Annotated in this window: 19 protein-coding genes; all 19 read right to left on the bottom strand. The window is 43.2% G+C overall.

Annotated features, from left to right (window positions below; genetic code table 11):
* Positions 1-51: 51 nt before the first annotated feature.
* The 19 genes from QFZ81_RS09380 to QFZ81_RS09290 all read right to left on the bottom strand — a co-directional run bounded on the left by QFZ81_RS09380 (position 52) and on the right by QFZ81_RS09290 (position 26,671).
* A complete protein-coding gene (locus tag QFZ81_RS09380; protein WP_307445173.1) occupies positions 52-2,499 on the bottom strand; it encodes a right-handed parallel beta-helix repeat-containing protein in 2,448 nt (815 codons plus the stop codon).
* A 150-nt stretch (positions 2,500-2,649) separates the two neighbouring features.
* The gene (locus QFZ81_RS09375) at positions 2,650-3,753 is read right to left on the bottom strand and encodes a peptidylprolyl isomerase (RefSeq protein ID WP_307445176.1); all 1,104 of its coding nucleotides are present in this window, start codon (positions 3,751-3,753) and stop codon (positions 2,650-2,652) included.
* 9 nt (positions 3,754-3,762) lie between these two features.
* Positions 3,763-3,969 (bottom strand): aspartyl-phosphate phosphatase Spo0E family protein, encoded by a 207-nt coding sequence (locus tag QFZ81_RS09370; RefSeq protein WP_307445180.1) that lies wholly within the window; start codon positions 3,967-3,969, stop codon positions 3,763-3,765.
* A 129-nt stretch (positions 3,970-4,098) separates the two neighbouring features.
* Positions 4,099-5,415, bottom strand: a complete 1,317-nt coding sequence (locus tag QFZ81_RS09365; RefSeq protein ID WP_307445182.1) for a carbohydrate ABC transporter permease — start codon at positions 5,413-5,415, stop codon at positions 4,099-4,101.
* A gap of 21 nt (positions 5,416-5,436) precedes the next feature.
* Entirely contained in the window at positions 5,437-6,345 is a 909-nt protein-coding gene (locus tag QFZ81_RS09360; RefSeq protein WP_307602465.1) for a carbohydrate ABC transporter permease, read from the bottom strand.
* 67 nt (positions 6,346-6,412) lie between these two features.
* On the bottom strand, positions 6,413-7,783 hold the full coding sequence (locus QFZ81_RS09355; RefSeq protein ID WP_307602463.1) for an extracellular solute-binding protein: 1,371 nt from the start codon (positions 7,781-7,783) through the stop codon (positions 6,413-6,415).
* Between the two features lie 129 nt (positions 7,784-7,912).
* Positions 7,913-9,541 (bottom strand): response regulator, encoded by a 1,629-nt coding sequence (locus QFZ81_RS09350; RefSeq protein WP_307602461.1) that lies wholly within the window; start codon positions 9,539-9,541, stop codon positions 7,913-7,915.
* Between the two features lie 22 nt (positions 9,542-9,563).
* Positions 9,564-11,324, bottom strand: a complete 1,761-nt coding sequence (locus tag QFZ81_RS09345; RefSeq protein ID WP_307602459.1) for a cache domain-containing sensor histidine kinase — start codon at positions 11,322-11,324, stop codon at positions 9,564-9,566.
* 338 nt (positions 11,325-11,662) lie between these two features.
* Positions 11,663-13,633, bottom strand: a complete 1,971-nt coding sequence (locus tag QFZ81_RS09340; protein ID WP_307602457.1) for a glycoside hydrolase family 127 protein — start codon at positions 13,631-13,633, stop codon at positions 11,663-11,665.
* Between the two features lie 47 nt (positions 13,634-13,680).
* Complete coding sequence (locus tag QFZ81_RS09335; RefSeq protein WP_307445201.1) at positions 13,681-14,514, bottom strand: carbohydrate ABC transporter permease; 834 nt, start codon at positions 14,512-14,514, stop codon at positions 13,681-13,683.
* Positions 14,511-15,485 carry a carbohydrate ABC transporter permease gene (locus QFZ81_RS09330; RefSeq protein WP_307602455.1) on the bottom strand — a complete coding sequence of 325 codons (975 nt, stop codon included), beginning with the start codon at positions 15,483-15,485 and terminating at the stop codon, positions 14,511-14,513. The genes QFZ81_RS09335 and QFZ81_RS09330 overlap by 4 nt, the downstream gene beginning before the upstream one ends.
* 67 nt (positions 15,486-15,552) lie before the next feature.
* A complete protein-coding gene (locus tag QFZ81_RS09325) occupies positions 15,553-16,986 on the bottom strand; it encodes an ABC transporter substrate-binding protein (RefSeq protein ID WP_307602453.1) in 1,434 nt (477 codons plus the stop codon).
* A gap of 126 nt (positions 16,987-17,112) precedes the next feature.
* On the bottom strand, positions 17,113-18,948 hold the full coding sequence (locus tag QFZ81_RS09320; protein WP_307602451.1) for a sensor histidine kinase: 1,836 nt from the start codon (positions 18,946-18,948) through the stop codon (positions 17,113-17,115).
* Between the two features lies 1 nt (position 18,949).
* On the bottom strand, positions 18,950-20,548 hold the full coding sequence (locus QFZ81_RS09315; RefSeq protein ID WP_307602449.1) for a response regulator transcription factor: 1,599 nt from the start codon (positions 20,546-20,548) through the stop codon (positions 18,950-18,952).
* A 549-nt stretch (positions 20,549-21,097) separates the two neighbouring features.
* Entirely contained in the window at positions 21,098-22,105 is a 1,008-nt protein-coding gene (locus tag QFZ81_RS09310; RefSeq protein WP_307602447.1) for a pectinesterase family protein, read from the bottom strand.
* 20 nt (positions 22,106-22,125) lie between these two features.
* Positions 22,126-23,226, bottom strand: coding sequence for a glycoside hydrolase family 88/105 protein (locus QFZ81_RS09305; RefSeq protein ID WP_307445218.1), 1,101 nt, complete (start codon positions 23,224-23,226; stop codon positions 22,126-22,128).
* Positions 23,227-23,253: 27 nt separating this feature from the next.
* Positions 23,254-24,348 (bottom strand): hypothetical protein, encoded by a 1,095-nt coding sequence (locus QFZ81_RS09300; RefSeq protein ID WP_307602445.1) that lies wholly within the window; start codon positions 24,346-24,348, stop codon positions 23,254-23,256.
* Positions 24,345-25,775 (bottom strand): family 43 glycosylhydrolase, encoded by a 1,431-nt coding sequence (locus QFZ81_RS09295; protein WP_307602443.1) that lies wholly within the window; start codon positions 25,773-25,775, stop codon positions 24,345-24,347. Before QFZ81_RS09295 ends, QFZ81_RS09300 begins: the two co-directional genes overlap by 4 nt.
* Before the next feature lie 23 nt (positions 25,776-25,798).
* Entirely contained in the window at positions 25,799-26,671 is an 873-nt protein-coding gene (locus QFZ81_RS09290) for a carbohydrate ABC transporter permease (protein ID WP_307445227.1), read from the bottom strand.
* Positions 26,672-26,686: the final 15 nt, after the last annotated feature.

Below are 26,686 nucleotides of genomic sequence, written 5' to 3'. Positions count from 1 at the left end.
GCCATCCCCTTCAGGAAATATTACTGCACCTGAAATTAAATCATAAAAATCTTATTGAAAAGCTACAGTCGGATTCCAGGTCGTTTCATCAACGTTAATGTTTCCGTTTTTATTCACAATAAAATAAATCATATCATTAGCTGCAACACTTGTCGTAATATCGTGCGTGACCCCAACGGTATCTGTTCCGCTAATATATTGCCATCCGCTTGCAGGCCAGATCTGCGTACCGTTTTTCATTATCTTCACATTTACGCCATCACCGCCGCTGTTCCCTTTCTTTGGATTGCCGGTGATTCTTACCGATCCAGCTACAGGAGCTGTCCATGCGACCACGGAATCGTTAATATCCGGATGTATTTGTGTCGGAGTCCAGATGCGGTTATACGTGTACGTGCCTTTCCACGCGTTAATGGACGCATTCCATGTCATATTCGAAAAAGCTCTCCCATTTGATTCCATATAACTCCAGTATCCAGAACCCTGAGTCGTTGAAAAATCATTGGAAAGTGTAGACGCGTATCGGACCATAGGGTCCCAATTCGTTGCATCGTTGTTGGTGGTCGAGTTTTTATTTACTATAAAATAGATCATATCATTTGCCGCAACATTGATTGTTACATCGTGCGCCACTCCTGATATGTCTGAAGCACCGATTGCCTGCCATCCGCTTGCTGGCCATAGCTGCGTACTGTTTTGCATTAGCTTAACATTCACGCCGTCACCGCCGGTACCTGCTTTCCTTGGTTTACCTGTGATTCTAACCTGTCCTGCCTTCGGTGCCTTCCATGCCAATACGGTATCATTGGTGTCAGGATGAAGAACTCCTGCGGACCAGATCCGGTTCCATGTTCCTGCACCCTTCCATGCATTCAGGCTTGAATTCCAGGTCATATTCGAGTAAGTGCTGCCGTTATATTGCATATAGTTCCAGTTTTTCTGACCTTGTGTCGTTGAAAAATCCAGTGAAAACTTATTCGTCGTATTCGCATCATAAGTGCCATTCGTACCGTACTCTTGAGCTCCAATATCCGGCATCAGATTATACAGCGTGCTGCCCCAGAAATCTACCCCGCCATTATCGGCAGTTGGTATACCTTTATCAATAGCTGCTGAAGTCGATTGAAGCTTGTAATTGTCGGCATAGCTCATACCGTCGCCAACAACGCCTGGATTCACAAATGCAGGATCTCCAGTCACTGCATTACCGTCGGCAGAGTTTGCTGCTTCAGGATAGTACAAATTATTGTCATATAAGGAAGATGCCCAGTTAGGACTTGTTTGGAAATTGAAGATGTTGTTCCAGAATCTATATGAGCTGCCGTCAGCGCCTTGACTTGCATCAAGTGAACCGCTGGACTTATAGAACGTATTGTTGTAGAAGTCAGCTGGCCTATCGTCAGTTCTTGCTATATACCCGAGATCATCGACGCTAACGTTATATCTTAGTACTGTTTTAATATAGCCATTCGGGGTGATATGCGCACAATCAAGCCAGAATCCGCCTTCGTTCCCATGGGTATAATTGTACTGGAAGTAAATCGTTCCGCCTGTTCCTAAATCCGTATCAAACCCTGTACCGTCAGCATCAAACAGTTTAGTTCTGGCTACCTCATTGTATTGAAAAACAGTGTTTTTCGAGATAATTTCCCACATACCTGCAATAAGATGTGTATCGGCTTGGTTACCGTTGTAACCGGCATCATAAACCGAATTATGTTCAATAAGTGCGTTTAGGGTACTGCCAATAACCGTACCGTCCGAACCTGTTTTACTAATAATATTGTTTCTAACAACTACATTGGTAAACAATTGGTCAGCAGTCGTACCACCTGTTGAATCAACCTTAATACCGCTTGTCAAAACATCATGAATATTGTTATTTTCAATCAACACATCATCAAACATGTCCGTCGGTGTAGCGTCACCATCAAATCTGATAAGAATTCCCGAGTTATCATACATACTTTGACCCGCGGGCATTGATCTTCTGTTTTCTCCGGTTACATCGTGGATATTGTTGTTTGCAATGTGAATGCCATGTGTAATCCCTGTTGTTTTAGCAACCACTTTGATCCCGCTTCTTACGGCTCTGCTTGCCGCAATGTTGGTCAATTCCAGGTTGTTAATTGTCCAGTATTCCTGACCATTCAGCAAAACCGATGCCGCAACACCGCCTCCTGCTATCAATGGTTTATTACCGGTTCCATACATGTCAATGGTGATTTGGTTGGTACTATTCCCTGAACCCAGAGGGCTCAGCATTCCCGACCATGAGCCTCCGGCTTTAAATAAAATTTGGTCGCCCGGCTGGAAGGTAATACTGTTAACCTTGGTTAATGTTTGCCATGCAGCGGATGTGCTTGTACCGCTGTTGGAATCGTTTCCTCCTGAAGAATCAACATAATAAATAGTACCTGCCGCCTGTACGGTCGCTACTGGAATGGTTATTGCCATCAGCATCATAATGAGGAGCCATGCACTTGCAAATTTTTTCACAATTTGTATCCCCTTTCAACGCTAGGTTGTTTGATTATTTAAATTATTATTCCATGACCTCAGCTTTACTCAGCTATGCTATGCTCAGCCGTCTCACAACAGCCCTCCCTTCAATCTAAACTGAGGTCTGGATAATAATAATTTACAAGTTTATGAAATGCTGTTGTACGCTTTGTTATCCACAATTAACTTCGATTCATGAACAAGCTTATTTATGAACTCATCATACTTGTTGTCAGCTAATTTCTTCTTAACTTGCTCTCTTACCTCATCCAGTGTTTTATAGCTGGGAATGCTTTTTTCCAGCACTTTAACGATATTGAAGGAAGCGTTTTCTTCGATAACGTCGCTTATCTGGCCATTCTTTAGCTCATCCAACTTTATTGTCAATTGCTTATATATTCTGGAATCCGACTTGTAAGTGCTTTCATTAAATTCCAGTTCCTTGTATTCTATATCTGATTTATCTTGTTTCTTATAGGCGCTAACGATATCCTCAAATTTCAAACCCTTATTTGTATCTTCCTTTATTTTTGCAGCCATACTAGCTGCAATTTTTTTCTTATCCGGCGAAGGATTACCTTTTTCATCCAAAAAAGGTATGACTATTTTTTCATACTTAATCGAATCTATCTTTTTATACATTGTTTCTTTATTTTCGTCATACGCATTTTTTATTTCTTCCTCATTGGAGGATAGCTCTTTATCCGCCAATTTGTTTTTTAATTCTTCCATCCTATTCCCATGGAGAATGTCATAATATCCTGTTGCATCAAATTGCTGGGGGCCGTATATCACTTGTTTTTTTTCTACTGCCTTCTTTCGCCTTTCGTTTTCAGCTTTGAGGTTATCGAGGAAACCGGAATAAGATATATCGCTGGCTATTCCATTACTTTTCATGACGATCTGCTCTGTTTTAATTCTTTTCAACTTATCCAATGTCTTTTGCTTAAGAACTTCAATAGGTATTTCTCCCTGAAAGGTTGTTGTCCAGAATTTGGCGCTGTCCGTTACTCCATATTTTTGAACAAAATAGGAAAAGACATTTGCTCTTAAACCTGGCATGACGTTCAAAAATTCATCCTTGGATACCGGCTCTCCATTTACCGTAAATACGGTTGCCTCACCTGAATATTTGTTTGATTGAAATACAATCAAGGAGACTGAAAGCAGCACCACCGCCAACAGCGGCAATAGGACGGCAAAAAATATTTTCTTTTTAAAAATACGATTTATCCGCTTACTTTTCTTCATAAGTACCCCTCATCTCGATGATTTGCAGCCTTCGTCTAAAGCCGTATGATCCCCCATTCCGATCTTCTTGCCCAACTTCTGATATTCAACAATATATCTATCAAGTAATTGACTTAATTGAACAAGTCTTTCGTCTGTCATACAGTCTGCAATCATGGCCCGGCCCACCAAATAAGAGCGTAATTGCTCGATTTGATATTCCAATATCTTCATCATTATCTCCATTTCTGATAGTTCTGATATTTTCCTTATCATCTAAACAAATGCGTTTGATCATCTCCCCGATCTGCTCTTTTAGTTTTTGCAGGCTCGTTCGACAATAGCCGTCGAGCCTGACAAATGTGTTTAACCTTTTACACCGGTAAAAGATGCACCTTTTTCAATAAGTTTCTGGCAGGTTATGAACACGATTAATAAAGGAATCATACTAATTACACCGCTAGCCATGAGCATGTTCTCCGAGACTATACTTGCTTGATTTTGCAAATTGTTTAATGCTACCGTTAAGGTCCAGTTTGCGGATGATCTTGCCACGACCAACGGCCACAAGAACTCATTCCATACGGGTAAAAATGTCAATACCGAAACAACGGTAAAGATCGGCACGGACATCGGAATCACAATTTGGTAAAAAGTCCTGAATTCAGAGGCGCCATCTACTCTTGCGGCTTGGATCAGCTCTCGAGGCAATTGATCAAAAAAACCTTTGAACAAGAAAATAACGATACCCCAAGCGGTATGAGGTAAAATGATTGCCCATAATGTGTCTACCAAATGCAATTGATTCATCGTTAAATAAAGCGGAATCAAAAGCGCGATATCAGGAATCATAAGTGTTGCCAGAAAAAACATCACTAGCCCCAGCTGAAGCTTTTTATTCTTTATCAAAAACGAAAGCGCATATCCAGCCAAGCCACCAAACAATAATTGAGAAACAATGGTGACAAATGTAACGATCAAACTATTGAGAAAATAATGACTGATTCCATATCCATCATTGGATGCTGCTTTGGTAACCTTGTTGAGAACCAAATAACTATCGAATATGCTCCAAAATCTAGGTTTTTCCTCAATACTCAACACCTTGCCGCTCACAAACTTCGAATTTGCATAAAAATCTCGAAAATGAGTTGAAACAAGCTCCTGTGAATTCCCACTACCCTTTTCGATACCGCCACTATCACCAAGCCATTGGAATGAAGATAACTTTTTCTCATGGATGATTGGTAATTTGACATTCATCAGATTATCGTTAAAAAGGGTCGTTGGAACAACAAGATTTCTTCCATAATGGAAGGAAGATCCCGTTGTATTCGCGGAATAAATCAACTTTCCATCCTTTATCCCTTTGACTACAACTTCCCCGATTGAATCGCGAATATTCGATGCCCATGGGTACCAAGTCGCTTTCATCGCATCTTTTTCGTAAAACTGGGCATCCTTCAGTTCCTGACCTGAGTAATCGACCTCAACCTGAACCGAATGGGGTATGGCAGGCAGCCACTTTGGCGGATATGCCAAGATAGACGACTCGTCCTTCAATGAAGAAGCGAGCATCCAAACAAGTGGAACAAGGGATAGCACAATAAATAAAAAGGTAATGCTATAAGCAATAATTTTAATCGACCGTTGGCCTTTTTCTTTAATGGTATTACGGATCATCGCTCTCCACTCCTCTCTCTATCAATCAGAATCTTTGGGAAATTTGAGTTGTATAAAGGTGATCAAGCCAATCAGTAGAAATAAGAATACCGATATAGCCCCCGAGGCTCCAAAGCGAAGTTGTTGAAAAGCCGTATTGAAAACAAACATCGATACAACCGTTGTACTGTCGGCGGGCCCCCCTTGAGTCATCACATAAATGTTATCAAAGGTCAACAGGATCCCTGTCATAAAACTAATCAATTGAATAAAAATAATGAACTTCATATTTGGTAAAATCATCGTTAACATGCGTCTCCATGGACCCGCCCCGTCCATTTTAGCAGCTTCGAGAATATCCGTTGAGACTGAGCGTATCGCAGAATAATATAAAAGAATGGCTATGCCTTGGCTTGCTATAAGCGAAGGGAGGACGACTGCGAACTTCGTCACATCCAAATCGTTTAACCAGAGGTAAGGACCTAAACCTATCTTCCCAAGGTAATAATTCAACATTCCGTGGTCAGGATTATACATCAATCGCCAAATCAGAACATTAACGACCACAGGAACAGCGGAGGGGAGCTGATAAAGGAAGCGAATGAACATATTCCCGTGATGAATTTCACTAAGAAGCAATGCCTGAACGATAGGAACCCAGAATGTCATGAGCAAATACAGCAATGCGAAAATAAAAGTAATCTCTATCGAATGCCAGAAGGAAGCTGAATTCAAAAATTCAGAATAGTTATCTAAGCCCACAAACTTTCCGGGAGGATTTCCAATTTCATAGTCAAAAAAACTGATATAGATCATTTTAAACAACGGATAATATTTAAATAAGACAAAACTAACAAGCGAAGGAATTAAAAAGATAATTGGCATCCAGCTAATACTCATGCGGCGTTTCATTGTGACACTTTGCAATCCAGTCTCTACTCTTGTTTCCATTCCACTCACCCTCTTTAGGTAGTTATCGGGATTCCCATCTGGGAATCCCGATTTCTACGGTCTCTATTTATTTTTTTACTTCAGCATTGTACTTGTCTATCACTTCTTTTTGAGCCAAGTCTTGTTGCTTTTGAAGCTCGGCTTTTGGATCTGCATTTTGATCAAGCAGCACTTTTTGAATCGCGCCAACGACATACTTACTGAGACGGTCCTTTAAGAAATACTCTAGATGTGTATCTGAAGCGGCCTTCTTAATGTTATCAACAATATCAACAGGGATACCCTCATAAATCTTTGAGGTGTCCAGATCTGAACGGAAATTAAGCAAGTTAGGGAATTGGCCAATTTCTTTGATATAATTCAATCTACCATCGTAGAAGCTCTTTGATGACATGAATGTAATATAGGTCCAAGCTGCATCCTGCTTCTCTTTCGTACTTTTCGCATTAATTGTCCAATACGAACCTCCGACTTGCGAAGGCGATTTACCAGATGGGCCAGCAGGAAACGGCATAGCGCCGATATCTTTAATATCCATGCCTTTAGCAGTAAACCAATCCACCCAGCCTACGGTCATTCCCGTATGTCCTGTATAGAAATCCTTGTTATTGTCGTCCAGTGATTGTACAACGTTTTTCTGCACGACTTTATGCTTCCATTTTAAGTCTTTATAGAATTGCAGCGCAGTTACTGCAGGATCTGAAGTGAATGTCAACGTAGCTGTTCCGTCATCATTTTTCTTGGTGAGATCCCCGCCGGCTTGCCAAACATAATATTCAAAAAACCAATCTGCCCAATCCATTCCCAAAATATCATAGCCAATCTGACCTTTGCTTGGGTCTGTTAATTTCTTTGCCGCATCAACAAATTCATCCCAAGTCGCAGGTGGCTTGGCAGGATCAAGACCGGCTTCTTTAAAGAGCTTTTTATTATAGACCAAAGGTGTTACATACATATCTTTAGGAACGCCATAGACCTTTCCATCCCTTGTTCCAGCTACCATGGAAGAAGGAATGTAGCTCCCCTTATCCGCATAACTATTCCATCGATCAGTAATATCTAATGCAAAACCTTGCTTAATATATTTTTCCATATCAGGGTAAGGATTATTCGGTGTTGCATCTGGTCCTTGCCCGCCTGCCATTGCTGTCAAATATTGCTCGCGATCCTTACCTCCTGTTGCAAGCTCTTCATGCTTTACTTTGATGTTCGGAAATTTCGCATCAAACGCTGCAAACTGTTTCTCAAGATACGGCTTTACAGGATCATCAGCAGCTGGCTTATCCCATACGGTAATTTCTACCGGTTTGGCTGATGTAGCTGCTTGCGTGCTGGCAGGGCTGCTGCTAGGGCTTGTTGTGGCTGTTTTGCCGCCACATGCACTAAGCAAAAGTACAGAAGAGAGAGCGACTGCAATTACGTTAAGTTGTTTCTTCATTTTTCAATCCCCCTGAGATATTCTTGATTACGTTTTCATTATAAGATGAACGGAAGAGGGTTAGAATCCAATAATTCAAGGTTATTCTACAAATAATTCAATGAAAATGTTAAATTTTTTACACCCTTCTTACATTGTTTGTCGATGATTTTGCCTGTATTCTTTCGGTGATAAGCCGTGCGATTTTTTAAAAACACTGCTAAAATAGGCCGCGCCCTCAAAGCCGACCATCTCCGCTATTTCCTGAACCTTCATATTCGTTTCCCGTAACCATTCAGCCGCCTTTTCCATCCGTTGCTGGGTCAGAAAATCAGAATAGCCTTGGCCATACTTGTCTATAAACCGCTTAGAGAAATAAGTAGGGTGAATAAAGAAACGATCTGCAATGGACTGCAGGGATATGTTTTCATGTAAATTCATAACAAGATACTGCTTAATCTCATCCATGACATCCTTAACAGGATGATCTTTGTTTAAGAAATGGATGATATTGGTAACTTGACTTTGGATTTGTTGGACAGCTTCACGCCAACTCGTCAGATTTTGCAGCCAATAATGCAGATCGTCCATTTCCCCAATAACCAACTTGGTATCCTCTGTTTTCTCCAATAGATATTTCCTTAAGAGAAGATACATATCTGCGCAGAACCATTCTAGCTGAGAATAAGTAGCTGTCGGGAAGTCCACAAGGCTCTGAATGCGATGCGCAATCCATCGATGTAATGCCGTTTCATTCCCTTCATTAAGAAGACTAAACAGCAGTTCTTCATCTTTCTCTTTCATGAATTGTTCTCTCGAGTTCGAATGGCTCTGAATCCAGCCATAATCATAAATTTTATTGGTGCCGCTAATGATTTTATTACGAAGTGACAATTTGGCTAACTGGTATGATTTCTGCATCTTATCCAGGCTATCGACAATACTGCCAATAGCGATCGTCACTTCCAGACGCATGTAATGATTCACTCCAAAAAGAACGCCTGTTAGCCATTCTTTTACCGCGGTATTTTCATTTAGATTCTCGACTCCCAAAATATAAACCATCTCATTCTGGTGAATAGCGTGTTGAAATATAACTCCGTCTCTACCCGCCAATTTCATTTGATCCGACATCATATTTTCGATGGCGAACCGGATGAGATCTTCATCGCCCGTACGAAATGAATAATGTGGAAGCTGGTAGGGCTCTAACACAAGTACGATGGCCAAAATGTAGGGAAATCTCTCTATAAGATCAGATACAGTCGTTATGCTTTCTTGCGAGGAAGCCGACTGTTTGGGTTCTTGAACCATTCTCGTTAATAATTGTTGGCGAAGACTTTCCAGATTCATCTCTTTATCTTGCTTCAACTTTTCCATTTCTAATCGGGATTTCCGCGTCTCTTCAATTTTCAATATGATGTTTGCTAAATTGCTGCGCAGCTCCGCCTCATCAATAGGTTTCAACAAATAGTCGGATACGCCGTACTTAATCGCCCGTTTGGCAAAATCAAAATCACTATATCCGCTAATAATAACAAATACGATTTCAGGATTGAGCTCTTTGGCCCGTTCTATAAAATCTAATCCGTCCATTCCGGGCATCCGAATATCTGTAATCACAATATCAGGCTGCACGCGGAGGGCCAACTCAAGTCCTTCTATGCCATCACCAGCTTCACCTACAATGGTAATAGGTAATCCCGATATGTTCATTTTCGCAATGATCCCTTTTCGTTGTTTGGGCTCATCATCTAAAACCAGTACTTTAAAGTTCATACGAACTCGCTCCTTCAATCCTTTATTTCATTAATCGGATGGTGACTTGCGTGCCTTCGCCAAAAACACTTTCAATGGCTACGCCATATTGTTCACCGTACAATAGTTTTAATCGGGCATGAACATTAACCATACCAATCGATGTCTGTTGATTGTTCGACGAATAGCTGGATGCTGACCAAGTATTTAACCTAAGCTGTAAAGCTTTGAGTTTATCCGGATCCATACCGCCCCCATTATCCGTCACCTTAATCATGGCATCCTGCTCATCAATTGATACCGCTTCAATTTGAATCGTCCCGCCTTTTCGCGAACGCTCTATGCCATGGATAATGCTATTCTCCACAATGGGCTGAAATAAGAGCTTTGGTATTCTCATCTCCATGAGTTCAGGATCGACAATAATGTTATATTCAAGCCGGGTTTCATAACGAATTTTCTGAATCGATAAATAGACTTCAAGCTGCTCAATTTCTTCTCCTAGTGTAGAGAAGCTTGCTCCATTGATATTATAACGAAGCATTTGGGCAAGAGATCGGCACATGACACTAATCATCTGGCCCTCACCTTGAACGGGTGCCAAGCTCTCAATTGTGCCAAGTGTATTATACAAAAAGTGCGGATTCATTTGGGATTGCAGCGCTTTGATTTCCGCATCCTTCTTCAACAGCTCTGTTTCATAAACTTGTACAACCAGATGATTGATTCTATGAGTCATTTGATTAAAGCTTTGGCAAAAGTAACCGATCTCATCTCTAGTTTCAACAGGTACAGAGATATTATAATTACCTGTCTCGATCTGCTTCATCCCTTTTCTTAAGCGCTTTATCGGGATGAGAACCCGCGAGGAAAGAAAACTGGCAAACAGCATCGTACTGAGCAAAGCGCTGAGGCCAATCAGAATCGTCCTTTTGGCAACGGAATTGACTTGAGCAAGGAGCACGTTCACAGGAACTTTACCAACCAACATCCAGTCTGAATTCATAAAGCTCTTGTAAACAATCAATGTTTGACTGTTATCTTCATTAATAAAAAAATAAGGTTCGGGACGCGTTTTTTCGAATTCAGAAAAGTTCTGTTCATTAAGAAACGGTTTTCCGGCGGATGCTCGATCAGGGCCAAGCACGATCGTTCCATCCTTCTTATTGATTAGATAAAAATCGGCTTGATCATTCGATTTAAGGGATTTTATCCACTCCTGCAGCTTTTCATTCGAAAATTGTATCGTCAGCATCCCGATAATAGGTTGGAAATCCCCAAATACATCCTTGAGCGCTTGTGTATAAGCTATTGTTCGATAAGGTTGATTTTTCGGGTCATAAGTGTTAGAAAGAACCCATGCCCCTTTACCATCGTTTTGAACCGCTATTTTACTCAGTCTGTCTAATTCTTTTTCAAAAGAGGCCAATTGGCCAGGGTTTGTAAAATAACGGAAGGCTCCGGCTGACAGTTTGCTTAAACCATTCGAATCACGGACGACGATGGCATCGATGAATGGATTATTGTTTGCAAGGTCCATTATTCTAAACGTAAAATAGCTCATTTTCTCCGGGTACTTGGAATAATCTTTCATGAGTGACTGCAAATCCATATCCCTAAAGAGATTCCATGTTTCTTTATTCGTGTAATCCATGTGGGATTCCATCGTTTGAACGGATTGGTCTACCAGTCGTTCCATATTGGATATCGCGTTTTTCTTTATATCCGCAGAGGTTTGAACATAGAAATTGATCCCTAGGCTTAATACGGTAATAATGATGATTGTGAAGAAAGACAGCAGCATTTTCCTGTAAAAAGATCGTTTCACATAATCGATTGGAGTAAAAACCCAATTTTTTAAAAATATTCAAGAAGACGCCTCCATTTCGTCAATGTTCGACATTTCTTACCATACTATCATAAGAGTAAATCTTGTTCTATATGCCGAGAATGGATGTTTTTTGAAAAAACAAAAGATCATCAACTTATAAAGAAATCATAAAACCATTGATCCCACTAACATAAAGGTTCGTGTCAATAAAAAAAATACCGTCAAAACTTTGACGGTATTTCAATCATATCTTCTGATATTTTTTTATCATCATGATTATTAATTACTTTCCTTTGGAACAATATTGATAATTATTCTGAATCTCTCACCCAAACTGTCATCTCACCTATACCTCTGTTTGCCCATGCGAAATAGGGAATAAAGGTCAAGTTCGCGGTTTCATTCCGGATATCACTCGCAGGCTTGTAGAGCTCGTCCGCCCATTCCTTGATATTCATTCGTTTGGCAGCCGTTTTGATCACTTTAACCTCTGCCCCTCCCAAAAGCTCATAATTAGCCTCTACTTCTAAAGAGCTAATCTTTGGAAGCACCAATTGATGCAGCTGTTTCCCATTATCCGCCTCCTCCAAGCAATAAACCAAAGGCCCCCTCTGCAAGGCTACCTTACCAGCAGTTTGTCTAACCAGAGGATGTCCTTTCATGCGATGAATCGGCATATTAAGGGTCAGTTCTACCACATCGCCACGTTGCCATATCCTATTTAGCAGGGCATACCCATCTGCAACTTGAGCTTCAATGGCGTACGCGTCTCCATTTATTTGTACACTTGCCCCGTCACACCAATCAGGGATGCGCAGCGCCAATGTAAATTGGGCGGCTTCGTCCATGGTTAATTCGAACCGTACCGCACCATCCCATGGATAATTGGTTTGCTGTTCTAATTGAATAGACTTGCCTCCAAGCTCCAAATCGGCTTGCCCACCCACATATAAATGTGTATAAACGGTTTGATCCTGAACGGTGTAAATATATTGTCCTAGTGATGCCAACAACCTGGCAACATTCGGCGGACAACAAGCACAGCCGTACCATCCTTGACGAACAGGCTTAATATGATCATAATTCTTATTTTTCCCGCATGCCTCGGGGTAAACCTCGAGCGGATTCACATAGAAGAAGTGTTTTCCATCACGTGACATACCACTAATTACCGTATTGTATAAGGCGCGTTCCATCGTATCCGCATACTCGCTTTTCGGTTCTAATTGCAGCATTCTTTGCGCGAAAAAAATAAGTCCGATAGAAGCGCAAGTTTCCGCATATACCGTATCGTTAGGCAGATCGTAATCTAGGGAGAAGGCTTCTCCACGAGCCATGGAGCCGATCCCGCCTGTTATATACATTCGTCTGGAGACGATATTTTTCCATAATTTCCGGCAAGCTTCAAGCAGTTCGCGATCACCGGTCTCAGCAGCAACATCCGCCATGCCCGCACACATATAAACGAGGCGCACAGCGTGGCCATCTGCTTTGCCCTGCTCGCGTACAGGCAAGTGAGCTTGACTGTAGTCCTTCTCCTCAACCATCATCGTATCTGGCCAATGATGCGTTTTGCCTCTCTTTTCCCATTCCACATCGTAAAAATGCAGAGGCTGCTGCCCTCTTTCATCAAGAAAATACTTGCTCAGCAGCAAATATTTTTCCTGCCCGGTGACATGATATAGCTTAACAAGCGCAAGCTCGATTTCCTGATGCCCGTCATATCCTTTTAACTTGCCTGCTTCATCCCCGAACACAGCATCAATGTTATCTGCAATCCCACATGCGACTTCTAAGATTTTACTCTTCCCTGTTGCCCGGTAATAAGCAACAGCCGCTTCAATCATATGTCCGGCACTGTATAACTCATGGCACTCTGCTAAATTCGTCCATCTCCGGTCGGGTTCTTTCACCGTGTAATACGTATTTAAATATCCGTCCTGCTGCTGTGCCCTTGCTATAAGATCAATCACGTCATCCGCTACCCGTTCCAATTCCGAATCTGCTTCTGTTTCAAGCAAATAGCCAACAGCCTCCAACCATTTGGCCACATCGCTGTCTTGAAAAACCATGCCATAAAACTCACCTTCCACATCCCCTGCTGCGATCTTAAAGTTGCGAATGGCATGGCTGGGCTCTGCATCTGGTACCCGGTCGTTTAATGCTTCCCATTGATAAGGCACAACGACGTCTCTCACCAATCGGATATATTCAGACCAGAACGCGTCCTTAATGCGTACGTTTTTTAAAGGCAATGCCTGTGTAAGTTTTCTACTCTCCATTTTCTCTCCTGCTCCTTCATTTACTCTAAGTTTGTTGGGCAAAATATTTAGCCTTTCACTCCAGTCATCGCAATACCTTCTATAAAATACCTCTGAGCAAAGAGGAAAATAATTAATGAAGGCAGCACGACAATAGCTACAGCAGCCATCATAATATTCCATTGAGCTGAGTATTGCCCTTGGAACAAAGTTAAACCAAGCATCAGCGTATATTTCTTCTCTGCAGAAATATAAAGCACGGGTGCTAAATAATCGTTCCAGTTATTCAGAAACGTAAAAAGTCCAACGACGATCATCGCTTGTTTGCTTAACGGAACGATGATTCGTGAATATACCTTCAGATGGTTAGCTCCATCCATATATGCAGCCTCATCCAATTCCTTGGGAATCGACATGAAAAACTGCCGCAATAGAAAAATATTAAATAAGCCTCCGCCGAAAAAAGCAGGCACAATAAGAGGTGCATAGGTATTCGTTAAGCCCAGATAACTCCAACCAATGAAGTGCGGAATCATAACCACAGCAAACGGAAGCATAAGTGCGGTCATCAAGAAGCCGAATACTTTATCCCGCCCCGGCCAATCCAGCCTTGAAAATCCATAAGCGCAAAGAGAACTTGTCAGTAAGACACCGACAATATTCGAGATTGTAACGAAGGCCGTGTTCATAAAAAACGTTCCAAACGGCTGCGCTGTCAAGGCATTCTTATAATTTTCCCACTTCATCGCATGTGGAATGATGGACGGCACGACCTGAAAGATTTCGTCGGTACCGACAAGCGAGGTTCTTATCATCCAATAGAAGGGAAATAAGCAAAAAATAGAACCCAGTATTAGCAAAAGATAAACTATGAATGTACCGATGGTTTTTTGGGTTTTCATTTTGCTTTACCATCTCCTTCATAATGAATCCATGATTTTGAGAATTTGAAAATAAGAACGGTAAAAAGGATGGAGATGATGAATAGAATGACGGCGGAAGCACTAGCCGCTCCCATCTTCGAGAACTTAAAGCTATTTTGGAAAATGTAAAGGACATACAGTAAGCTGGCATTATTGGGACCGCCTGCACTTACCCCGCTGCTTCCTGATCCGCCTGTCATAACAGCAGGTTGTACGAACGTCTGAAGCCCGTTTATAAAACCAATGACCGTGTTAAAGAAAATAATAGGCGAGCTAACCGGTATTGTGATATAGATAAGTTTATGCCACGCGTTTCCGCCATCGACTTCAAGCGCCTCATATAAATGGGAGGGAATGGATTGCAAGCCCGCTAGAAATATCACAATCGTGCTGCCGCAAGTCCATAAGCTAAATAGAATGAGTGTCGGCATAACCGACGTATCCGATGCAAGCCAACTATACGGAGGCAGACCGACGAGTCCTAACAAATAGTTGATAACACCGAAATCGGGCTGCAGCATCCACATCCAGATAATGCCGGAAGAAGCAATCGGAATAATGACAGGTAGATAAAACACTCCTCTAAAAAAGCCGCGTGCTTTAATCTTCTGATTCAATAATACGGCGGCAAGAAAGGCAACAATAATCCCCAGCGGGACACTGACAAACACATAATACGCAGTTGCTTTCATCGCCGGATAAAAGAAAACATCCTTGCCCGTAAACATATCTGTGAAATTAGACAATCCGATAAATTTCGTAGACTGTGCGCCAATGGAATAATTCGTAAAGCTTAGGATGAATGTTAATACTAGTGGTACAGCAATGAAAATAGCATATCCAAGCAATACGGGCGATGTGAATAGTAAGCCCATATAGAGATTCTTCCTTCGTTTGCTGCGCTGTTTTTTGGCTGTCAAATCTGTACTCAAGCTAATGGTAGATTCCAACTTCGCTTCCTCCTTCTCCATATTTGACAGAAAGCCAGGCATTAGCCCTGGCTTTCTGCTTATGGTTCTATTCTTTCACATCGTATCTGCCTTGGATTTCGGGTTGTACTTTCGGCGCAACCGCGTTCAAAGCATCTACAGCATTTTTCTTACCTAACCAAACTTCATCCAGTGAAGAACTGACGGTAGCTATAATTTTCGCTTGATTTTTTAAATAATAGGTGACACCCGCTACGCCATTTTTCAGTAAATTATTCATCATGGCATCCTTAAATCCGGGCGGATGAGCGGCTGGATTCGCATCCACCCATTTCGCTACTAAAGCAGGATCCGTATACCACTTTTTCATTGTAGGCATCCATAAACCGCCACTGTATAGCTCGATGGCACCCTCAGGATTGGACATCCATTTAAACAGCATCCATGCTTCATCCGGATGTTTAGACTCTTTGAAGAAAACGGTAGCGCCGCTTAATGCAACGACAACCTCTTTTTTCAGCTTAGGAAGCACACCGATATCATAATTAACCTTGGCATTTCCCAAATCCAAGTTCATCCATTGGCCGCCGATTGCCATAGCTGCGATCCCTGATTGGAGAGCAACATTCATGGCCGGCATGGATTTAGCTGCTAGCGGAGACGGTGCAACATGATACACGTTGATGAGATCAGCAAGCTTCTGGATGGCTTCCGTACTCTCTGGTTGATTGAGGGTGAAGGTTTTTCCATCCTTAGAAATCCAATCGCCGCCATTGCTGTAAATAAAGTTATTTAATGGTTCTGACCATGTTTCAAATGTTACGCCATATTGCTTAATGCTTTTGGGATCAAAGCCAGGATCCGCAGCATTTTTGCCGTTTTTATCAATCGTTAATTTTTTGGCATTTTCTACAAACTGATCCCACGTCCAAGCGTTTTCTGCTTTGGTAGGCGGAGCACCGACACCGGCTTTTTCAAGTAAATCCTTGCGGTAAAACAAGCCAAAGGTTTCACCGGCTGTGCTGATCCCCCATGCATTATCCGGACTGTTCTTGTACCAAACGTAATCCAAGAAGTCTTCCTTCTTCGTTTCCCCGTCTTTTTTCAGCATGTCGAACAGATTGACGAATCTTCCCTCTTTTGACCAAGTATCACCAAGATCCCCAGTCATGTAGCCTGTATCAGGCATATCGTTACTAGCAGCCATTGCGGTAAGTTTTGTATTATAGTCCGCATTAGGGATTTGAATCGTATCGACAGTAATCCACGGATACTTCTCTGTAAATTTCTTCGTTGCATTTTCGATCGCCTTTTTCTCATCGGGGCTGCCCCAATAGGTAAACTTCAATTTCACCGGATCTTTTTTGGCTGCTGCCGTTGTTGCCGGCGCTTTCGTCGCTTCGGAGCTTGAGCTTGTCGTCGTCGCGGATTTATCTCCACTACTGCTGCAAGCCGCTAAAAGCAAACTTGAAATCATCATAGTACTCACGATTACGGGGAATTTCCCGAAATTTTTTCTCATTTTTCTCTGACCTCCTCATGTTTATAAAGCGTTATCATTCCTTGCAATTTGAATTATAAGGGATCAGATCTCTCGAAAAATTACATTATTATTGTTTTCTTGCACTATTATTAGCACTTAAATACTCTAATCCTGAGGAAGCCAAATGGTGACCTTTGTGCCTTTCCCTTCTTCCGATTCAATATGAAGGCCATAGTTTTCTCCATACGTGATGCGAATCCTTTTGTTCACATTTTGGATGCCAATTGAATCGTTTTTCTCATCCAACAGGTGTTCCAGCATTTCTTTCGCTATTCCTTTGCCATTATCTTCAATCCGAAAATATCTATTTACATCTTCGATCCAGCAAGAAATCTTGATAACCCCTTCCATCTGCTGGGAATCAAATGCATGCACAAGCGCATTTTCTACGAATGGCTGCAAAAAGAATTTAGGAACCCCGTATACGAACAATCCTGGATCCATCTCATATTCGAAATGAAACTTTCCTTCAAATCTCTTTGTCATAATGTAAATATAACTTTTGAGGTACTCCCAATCATCCTTAAAGGGAACCAGTGGCTTTTGAGATTTTACCGTATATTTCAGCATCGTAGATAAACTGACAATCATTTCACTAACCTCATCCTGTCCGTTTTCTACAGAAATTAAATTAATTAAATTGAGCGTATTGTACATAAAATGAGGATCCAATTGAAGATTTAAAGCTGTTATTTCAGCTTCTTTTTCTTTAATTTTGCTTTCATAATTTTCTTCAATCAACCTCTGAATCTTTCCGTTCATTTCATTATATTTTTTACTTAATACAGCAAGTTCCCTGCTTCCTTCTTCCTTGATACTAGCATCAAAGTTGCCTTCCCCAGTCTTCTTAATCGCTTTGAGCATGTTGCGAATAGGTTTGGTAATACGGTCTGTAATAAAATAAGAAGTGAAAAAGGAAATGATCAATAAGATAAAGACAGAGTAAATGATATAAGTCTTCATCGTATCCAAGATTTTACCTAACAATTGATCAGGTGGGATAACCACAGCGGAAGTCCACCCCGTTACTTTGGAGGTATCAAAGCAAATGATCCTATTTTTGCCGTCAATCTGAATGTTTGCTGTACCGCTGCCTTTATCAACGATTTCATGAAGCCAAGGCCATTCCGCTTTCTTGCTAATTTGGGTTGGATCTTGATGGGATACGATGTCACCTTCCTTCGTCACGACAAAAAAGTAACTTCCATCAACAGGGGTAATCCCGGTAAATGCTTTTTGAAAGAAATCTGCTTTGTAATTAACAATTAACACAGGTTTTTCAATATTCGGGGGAAATGTATGATAATTTAAACCGTCAAAATAGGACCCATTGATCATCTCGACAGCGGAAAACATGTGACGGTATTCGACATTCGCATCTTTCATATAATCCAGGTGGAACATACTGGAGAATTCATAAGTCGGAATCCATTCGATTCTACCGTCGCTCTTAATAGCAGTCTGATAAAGCTGCGTATTTTCCAATACGCCTGAAGGAATAAAGTTTTTGTAGCCGCCATTGTTCGAGGCCATGGTTGGGCCAAATGTATAGTAACTGGTGGCTAATTGCGAGGAATAAATGTCCGGGGAATGCGAGAAATATTTGTCCATAATGACTGATATTTTTTTATCCAACAAATTAATCTGATAGTCTTCCTCCGGCTTGATCTCGGAAAAAGTACTGTAAAGATCCTTATCCACCATAAATGACAAAATATTATCCGTCACCTGCGACAGCTTGGTGTCCATAATTTCATTATTTTTTTTGACAATTTCATACACATTTTTCTGTACGATGTCCGATACGACATTTTTACTAACCGAATAATATTGGTAGCCGAAGAAACTAAGAGGGATCGTAATCAGCAGCAAATAAGTCACCACCAGCTGAGTTTTAAGCCCAAACTTTTGTGGGAATGTGAGATTAGCTTTTGATTTCATACTAGGATTCCTTTCCTGTCAAATGCCTGAATTTATTAGGTGAGATCCCTAGTTCTCTTTTGAACAGCCGAATGAAATAGGCCGAATCCTTGTATCCGATTTTAACGGCAATATCAGAAATTTTATGATCCGAATTGGTTAATAATCGCTTCGCATTATCCATCCTGACCTTGATCACATAATCCGATAAACTCGTACCGGTGTGGTTTTTAAATAAACTGCTAAAGTAAGAGGTGTTAAAATGATACATTTGCGCAATTAACTCCAAAGACAGTTCTTCCGCGAAATGTTCTTGAATATAGGTCATACACTTTTCAACAATGATGCGATTTTTATCCTTCCCAGCCGTTTGATAAAGATCGATCATCTTCAGCAGGATCTTTTTCGTCCAATAACGCAGCTCATTATAATCCTCACAGGAAACCAGCTGAATTCTAATTTCCCTCAGGCTCATGTGATACTCTTCCTCGCCAATGAAGTGTTTGGCCGCTTTTAACTGAAACACGATTAAACGAATGACATCTTCTTTGATTTCCGCCGGATTCAAATGGGTTAAATGTGGAATAGGTTCAAAAAGAGCATTTATGCTGTTATTCATTGCATCCTTATCGCCCTTTTTTATAGCAGCCAACAGTTCTTCCTCTTGTCCGGCCAAAGGATTAACTTTCGATGTCTCCCTCGTCATTTCCTCAAAAAAAATCGCTTGACCTGAACCGAGAAAAAACTTGCGCTGCAGCGCGGAAAGAGCTTGTTCGTAACAACTCTTACCGCTCACCATCATTTCGGTCCATGCCGCCCCTACTCCGACCGTTATTTTCATGCCGTGTTCCGCTTTACAATTGGATATCCAGTTTTCCAAAATGACTAACAACTCTTTGGGACGGAATAGTCGCGCCTCCTTACTTGAAACAACAAAAGCCACGGTACTCTCTTGCCCATCCAGGAAGAATGAAATCACATGTCCACGACTCTTTAAAAGCGACTTTAGCTCCATATTCATTTGATGCATGATTCGCTCTTTAGACGCTTCTATAGGATTGCTTGTTCCCAATTCCGTAATCAAAAGGATACCTGTTCCCTCAGTTCCAACCGCTTTTTCCAATTCTTTCGACTCAGCTTCGTTTAACTGACCATGAATCCATTTATTTAAGAGATGGGTTTGATACACAGGCAGTGATTCGTCTAACTTCCGCGCCATATCTTCCCTTCTTTTATTCTCTGAATACTCTAGTTCAAGAACTTGGTCGATCTTCAAAAGTAGCTTTTCAAGACCTGATTTTCCAAAAGGTTTCACAATGTAATCAAAAATACCGAAACGTATCGCCTTTTGGGCATATTCAAATTCTCCATAGCCGGTAAGCAAAATCACTTTGGCGCGATTTTTATTCTCATATAGGGCCTCAACTAGCTGTAAGCCGTCCATTTCAGGCATTCTAATATCCGTCATAATGACATCCATAGGGTTGTCCTGAATAAAATCAAGCGCTAATCTACCGTTAAGAGCCTCATACACCTTATATTCGGGACGCAAAGCTCTGACAATATTGGCCAATGCCTTTAATTGTCTGGATTCATCATCTACCAGGAGCATTTTATACATAAACAGAAGCCACCTCTCTCTTAGATGCATGTAAACCAAACTCCATATTTATTCACTATTCTACAATAACCTTATACAATTACAAGCGCTTTCAAAAAAGTGCTTATACATCTAAACTCTCTCCGCCATAAAGCGAAGAGAGAATGCCGACATGCGGCATTCTCTCCTTCTTTTGTATTATTTTTTTAGAGCAGCATCAAAATCCGCCTTTTCTTTTTCCAATAATTGCGCCCATTGATCCAGCAATTGCTTAGCCGTTATTTTCTTCGCCATCAGTCAACCTGCTCGCCCCTTTCGTCTCCTGCCTAAGGTCATCATTTCTCCAACGGTTCACTTGACCGTCCAGTCGGACGCATTCGCGCTATCATTTACCGTTAAAGAATTTACCAAGCTGGAAGCAAACACCTGCATCTCGTCCAAACTAATATTCGTTCCGGTGCCCGCTGTCATGCGTAATCAGAACGATAGTCCGACCTTGTATGTGAACACGAAACGATGTAAATAAAACCGTCAATCGGGCCCGTGAGTCCCTTGACGGTATTATAGTCACTATACAAAATTAACATCACTAAACGGAGCCTTCTCATTACATGTAGTACACTTTCTATTGCTTAAGTAACGGCAGCCCCAGCTCTCTGTGCCGCTGATCACAGTCTGCACAGTAATTGCGTCTGCCTCCGCTTTTGTAAGATGCCGTGACCAACGTACCCGGCTCCCCGGGTCGGCTCCCGGCCCATTGCTGCCGTATTCCCCGTAACGGGCCGTCAGTTCGCGTACGGGATCACGCCAGTTGTTCCAGCCATCCGGATGAATATGCTTCTCCATATAACAATGGAGAAACAAGACATGTGCGTAAGCCCGCCAAGGTCTGCCTAGGAAAACGCTCTGCTCCGGAGCGCCTCCCGTCAGCGAGCAGTTCAGAAACACATATCCATAAGGCTGCCCTTCAGGTGCATTCGATGCCGTAATATAGCCAGTTTTCGGATTCAAGCCATTCATTTCATCTCCGGTACGTGTTACGCTTCGAATTTCGCAGCGTTCAAAAACGACCGTCGCCGACCCGAAAATAAAGTCAACCGTTCCTTCAATATAGGAATCTACGAAATATTGCCGTCCGTTCCCAGGTGTATACAGGGTATCCTGACGGCCTAGCAAGCGGATCCGGCGGAAGACGGCTTTGTCTCCCTCCGAATGCAAAGCAACCGCTTGACCCACAATATCCCCACAGCCCGCATCATTGCTTATCGTCAGGTTCTCCCCATGAAATTGATCGGCATAAATGTACATGCTGCAGCTCTTGAAGGTGCCAATCTCCTGTCCATCTGCATCCTTCATGCGTGCGTAGTCACCATATACCAACACCGTCTCTAGCATGCTTTCGCCAAACAGGGTAAGATTCCGTTTGCTTTGCGGGACTATAAGCTTCTCCCGGTATATCCCCTTGCGGATATATATAACAGTACGATTCTCCGAATGGTCAGGCACAGCGTTGATCGCTTCCTGAACAGTTCGAAAATGCCCGCTGCCGCCGCCGGCATCCACTACGAGTTTGTCCATTTTCTTCTCCTCTTGTTCCTTTAAACTAAGCCGTCCATGGCCGCACAGGCAAGAATAAAAGCGCCCATTCCATGAAGGTCGTTTTCACTAACCGGACGGGAACAATAATAGGAATAATCACCGGCAGAAGTACCTATACAGATGTCCGGTACTACCAGACGATCCTTCTCATCAAAATAAACCCGCTCCGTCAAGCCTCGGAATCCCCGGCGCGCAGCTTCCAAGGCAGTATCACCGACACATCCGTGCTGAACGGCTTTAGAAATAGTATAAACGAACAAGCTGCTGCACGAGGTTTCTAACCAATTGTCCGGCCGATCCCCTTTATCCACTACCTGATACCATAATCCCGTCTTCTCATCTTGAAACCCGATAAGAGCGTGAACGAAGCGGTGTAGCACCTGCCCCAATCCCTCCCGGCCGGGATGATCCGTCGGCAATACGTCAAGGAAATCAACCAGTGCCATGCCATACCAGCCAAGTGACCTCCCCCAAAACTCAGGAGAACACCCGGTATCTGGATTCGCCCAAGGAAACTGTCGACTCTCATCCCATGCGTGGTACAGAAGCCCTGTACGCTCATCTGACATATGCTTCCGCATTAAATGTTCCCAGTCAAGCACCATCTCTATCAGCTTTGGATCTCCATACTTCCGTGCATAGATGACTGCAAAGACGCCGCCCATGTAAAGGCCGTCCAGCCACATCTGGTACGGGTATTTATCCTTGTGCCAAAAGGCACCCTCCGTTGTTCGGTTCAAGGTATTAAACAGCTGGCGCAGTTTCTCCGCCGCCACCCGATACCGCCGATCATCAAATTCTTCATCCAGCGTAAACAGAAGCAAACCGGCCATAATGGCATCCAGTTCATCTCGGGCAAAGAAAAAATTTCCATTCGGATCCACAAGAGAGTCAACATAACCCTTTGGATAGTTCAGGTATACGTCCTCCCCTGTTTTTTCCCAGACCTGCAGCATGCCATATAAAAAAATACCCGCATGATAATGCCACCTTCCTGCAGGCGGCAGCTCCTCGGGTTTAAATTTGGTCATCAGGGAATCACAGGCGGATTTAGCCCACTCGACGGGCGTTTGCGGCAACGTTTCTTTAATAAGACTCATGACAGGTAAGCTCCTTTCGAAAAGCAATTATTCGAATAATCGTGTAAGAACGGGAAGCGGCTTCGGCTTCAATCCGGCCAACTCATGGCATAACCACCGAATGAGAATCGCCTGCGTTCCCGCATTCATATCCCCTTCGACCAGCCCCAATCCAAGCGGAACGGCCACTGGCATTTCGGGATAATATTCGCCTTCTTTCACCTGTGCCACATTAGGGGCGGCAGGAGAATGGGCCAGTTCTCTGGAGAATCCGCCGTCTTGCTGCTTTAGCCTTGTCAGATTGATCAGAGTAATATCTGCCATTTCGCTCATGTCCTCTGGTGGAATATTCAGCTTCATTGAAGACAGCAGATTGATCGGATTGCGTATGTAGCACATATCCTTTGCATCGTCGTTCCGAAGTGTAAATTTTATGCTTTGGTACATCTCACTAACCCTCGGAAGCGGAATTTGAAACCTGTTATAAAACGTATGCAGCTTGAAGGTCCCCGAAATTCGGACATACCAACCTCCCTCTCCCCATAGCCCTGTATGTCGGTCTTGAATGAAATCGAAATAGTCAAACGCCTCTTTAAGAAATGGTTCCCGCTCCTCTTTTGTCAATTGCCCAATGTAAGGAGCGGAATTACACAACCGATCGCATCCACGCCAACTATTGGCTAGACTGATGCTTCGAAGCCATTCTCCGTAAACTTTTGAAGACCTCATATATTCAGGCGAAGCTTGTCGCTCCTTTGATAAGGGGTAAAGCGGAGTCCCTCCAAGTTTAGCCATGGAATGAATGCTGTAGCCGATGGCCCGGCCCACCATAACGTCATCCAATCGCATGTTAGGGTCTTCATCATAGAAATTCCCGGAGTTTGGATCCTGTTTTGCTTGATAAAAGCGTACCATACGTTCTTTGCGTTCCGGACTCAGTTTCTCCAAAATCCCGCAGCGTTCCATAATGTTGATTGCCTGGGACGTAGATTCAATGTCAGGTAGGAATACACCTGATTCCTTAGAGCTTCGAGCGTAGAAGAAGCCTCCGGTTGCCTCGTCATACTGATCTTCGAGCCATTCAAAGAACCCTTCGAATACCCGATCCATTTCCTTCAAAATGTTCTCGATGCTTTGGTTCAACGCAAATCCTCCCCACTCTTTGGACCGATCGGCTGGTATCGGAATCGACGGAATGCCGCCGTTCCGTCACCTACGGCATCAAGCCCAATTCGTAAGCTGAGGAAACCGCCCAGCGTATTATGATGCAAGCCGGAAGCGTCCACCGTTTTATCATACTGATTCCAAATCACGCCATCCTCGCTATAATGGAAGGAAACGATATGACGATCATTGCGAATACGTAAAAAGGTGCTGCTCCCCTGCACCGGGATGGTCCTGTAGTTCTTAAAGCTGCGGAAATGGCGGATTCCGGACGTCGAAACTCCCAGACCAAGCTGGGCTTCATCGTTATAGTAGAGTACGAGCCGCCCCTCCGCCTCGTCGGCGGCGGCAATTTCTACCGTTACCTCATAGCTCTCGTCACCCGGCATATACAAAAGTGGCGAACCCTTTTCTTTTTCCTGTCGGCCTACCGTAACAAGTGCTCCGTCTGAAACCCGATAACGCTCCTCCGGAGGATGACCGCTGCACTGCCACTGAAGCCCCAGCTTAATCCCGGTAAAGTCGTCCTCCATCGGCATTCCGCTATCCGGCTCCGATCTCATCTTCATTGCCGTACCTGATGGTTTAAACCAACCATCCTCCGTAAACTCGACTGGCTCAACCAGCGTTTGCCTGCCTAATGTATGGAAGCTGTTCAGATAACCGTGATAGACCACCCACCAATCTCCGTCCGGGGTATCGATCAAAGAGGCGTGTCCTTTGGACCACCAAAGCTCGTCCCGAGATAACGTCCTTACAATCGGATTGTAAGGTGAATGCTCCCAAGGCCCCCAAGGGTTAATAGATCGTGACGATACGGCCATATGGCCGGTAGGCGGACCCGCCGTCCCTCCCTCTGCAACGGTTAAATAATAGTATCCATCCCGGTATGTCACCTTTGGACCCTCCAAACTGAAGGCCTCCACCACCCAATCTTCTGGGTACTTCCAACCTTCATAGACATGTCTGGACGATTCAATCACTGACAGTCCGTCTGGTGCCAGCTCTACAAAATCCCCGCCGGAGAGATGCAGATACCGCTTGCCGTCCGGTGCCGCAATATGTCCCGGATCGATTCCCCTGATCTTAAGATCAACGGGGTCACTCCATGGTCCTAAAGGCGACGGTGCTGTGATTACCCAATTCGTCCGGTTTGCGGGGAAATAGATATAATAAGTTCCATTGTGCTCTGCAAAATCAGGCGCCCAAACATCCCCGACATACTGACGGAGAGCAGCTGAAACCGGCTTCCAATTGATCAAATCCCGGGAATGCCAAATCAGCAGCCCCGGCAAATACTTGTAAGAGGTATGCGTCATATAATAATCACGCCCGACCCGAATAACCGATGGATCCGCGTAGTTGCCTCTCATTGCCTGCAAAGGATAAGCGCTTATTTGCTTCATCAATGACAGCCTCCCAATTTCAATTACCCCTTAACGGAGCCTACTAAAGCGCCTTTAGCGAAATATTTCTGCAGGAACGGATAAACAATAAGGATCGGTAAAGTGGAAACCACAATAACGGCCATTTTTATCGTTTGCTCCGGCGGCTTGACGAACTCGTTGCCCGTATCAGCCGCCATGCCGCTCGCCGCAATAACAATTTGGCGCAGCAGAACTTGAATCGGCCATTTGTCCGCATCATTCATGAACATAATCGCCCCGAAGTAAGAGTTCCAGTAGTTGACAGCGTAGAACAAAGAAATCGTAGCCAGAGCCGGCATCGATAACGGCAGAACGATCCGGAATAGAATGCCGAAATCCCCGCAGCCGTCGATCTTGGCCGATTCCTCCACCCCGTCAGGCAAGCCCTGGAAGAAGCTCCGCAATATAATCAGGTTGAAAGCGCTGATCGCTCCAGGAAGAATTAAAGACATATACGTATCGATTAATCCAAGGTTCTTCACGATCAGGAAAGATGGAATCAAGCCGCCGTGGAACAGCATTGTGAACACAATCATTAGATTCATCGTTTTGCGGCCATCCAAATCCCTTCTCGTAAGGCCGTAGGCCATCATAGAGGTGAGAATCATACTGATCAACGTGCCCACGGCGGTAACCCCGATGGATACACCCATGGCTTTGAACAGTGTGCTCGTTGAAAAAATATAGCGATAGGAATCAAAAGTAAAAACGGTCGGGAACAAGACAAACGGTTTGCGTGCTATTTCTTCCGCAGTCGTAAACGACCCCATCACCACGTGAAGGAACGGAAGCAGCATCAAAATAGCGATAAGGCTAAGCAAGAGGATGTTGAAAAAATCAAACATCCTGCCGGCGAATGTTTTATCTGTAATCATCGTTGGACCTCCTTC

The organism is Paenibacillus sp. V4I9, from assembly GCF_030817295.1.
Lineage (GTDB): Bacteria > Bacillota > Bacilli > Paenibacillales > NBRC-103111 > Paenibacillus_E.
The sequence above is the reverse complement of the archived record's forward strand: the minus strand, read 5'-3'. Positions and strand labels throughout refer to the sequence as shown.

Coding starts and splice junctions, on each gene's coding strand:
- QFZ81_RS09305 (WP_307445218.1), bottom strand. CDS start 23,226: ATGAGTCTTATTAAAGAAACGTTGCCGCAAACGCCCGTCGAGTGGGCT.
- QFZ81_RS09365 (WP_307445182.1), bottom strand. CDS start 5,415: ATGATCCGTAATACCATTAAAGAAAAAGGCCAACGGTCGATTAAAATT.
- QFZ81_RS09320 (WP_307602451.1), bottom strand. CDS start 18,948: ATGAAATCAAAAGCTAATCTCACATTCCCACAAAAGTTTGGGCTTAAA.
- QFZ81_RS09315 (WP_307602449.1), bottom strand. CDS start 20,548: ATGTATAAAATGCTCCTGGTAGATGATGAATCCAGACAATTAAAGGCA.
- QFZ81_RS09350 (WP_307602461.1), bottom strand. CDS start 9,541: ATGAACTTTAAAGTACTGGTTTTAGATGATGAGCCCAAACAACGAAAA.
- QFZ81_RS09345 (WP_307602459.1), bottom strand. CDS start 11,324: ATGCTGCTGTCTTTCTTCACAATCATCATTATTACCGTATTAAGCCTA.
- QFZ81_RS09290 (WP_307445227.1), bottom strand. CDS start 26,671: ATGATTACAGATAAAACATTCGCCGGCAGGATGTTTGATTTTTTCAAC.
- QFZ81_RS09375 (WP_307445176.1), bottom strand. CDS start 3,753: ATGAAGAAAAGTAAGCGGATAAATCGTATTTTTAAAAAGAAAATATTT.
- QFZ81_RS09360 (WP_307602465.1), bottom strand. CDS start 6,345: ATGGAAACAAGAGTAGAGACTGGATTGCAAAGTGTCACAATGAAACGC.
- QFZ81_RS09340 (WP_307602457.1), bottom strand. CDS start 13,633: ATGGAGAGTAGAAAACTTACACAGGCATTGCCTTTAAAAAACGTACGC.
- QFZ81_RS09335 (WP_307445201.1), bottom strand. CDS start 14,514: ATGAAAACCCAAAAAACCATCGGTACATTCATAGTTTATCTTTTGCTA.
- QFZ81_RS09295 (WP_307602443.1), bottom strand. CDS start 25,775: ATGAAGCAAATAAGCGCTTATCCTTTGCAGGCAATGAGAGGCAACTAC.
- QFZ81_RS09310 (WP_307602447.1), bottom strand. CDS start 22,105: ATGGACAAACTCGTAGTGGATGCCGGCGGCGGCAGCGGGCATTTTCGA.
- QFZ81_RS09370 (WP_307445180.1), bottom strand. CDS start 3,969: ATGATGAAGATATTGGAATATCAAATCGAGCAATTACGCTCTTATTTG.
- QFZ81_RS09325 (WP_307602453.1), bottom strand. CDS start 16,986: ATGAGAAAAAATTTCGGGAAATTCCCCGTAATCGTGAGTACTATGATG.
- QFZ81_RS09355 (WP_307602463.1), bottom strand. CDS start 7,783: ATGAAGAAACAACTTAACGTAATTGCAGTCGCTCTCTCTTCTGTACTT.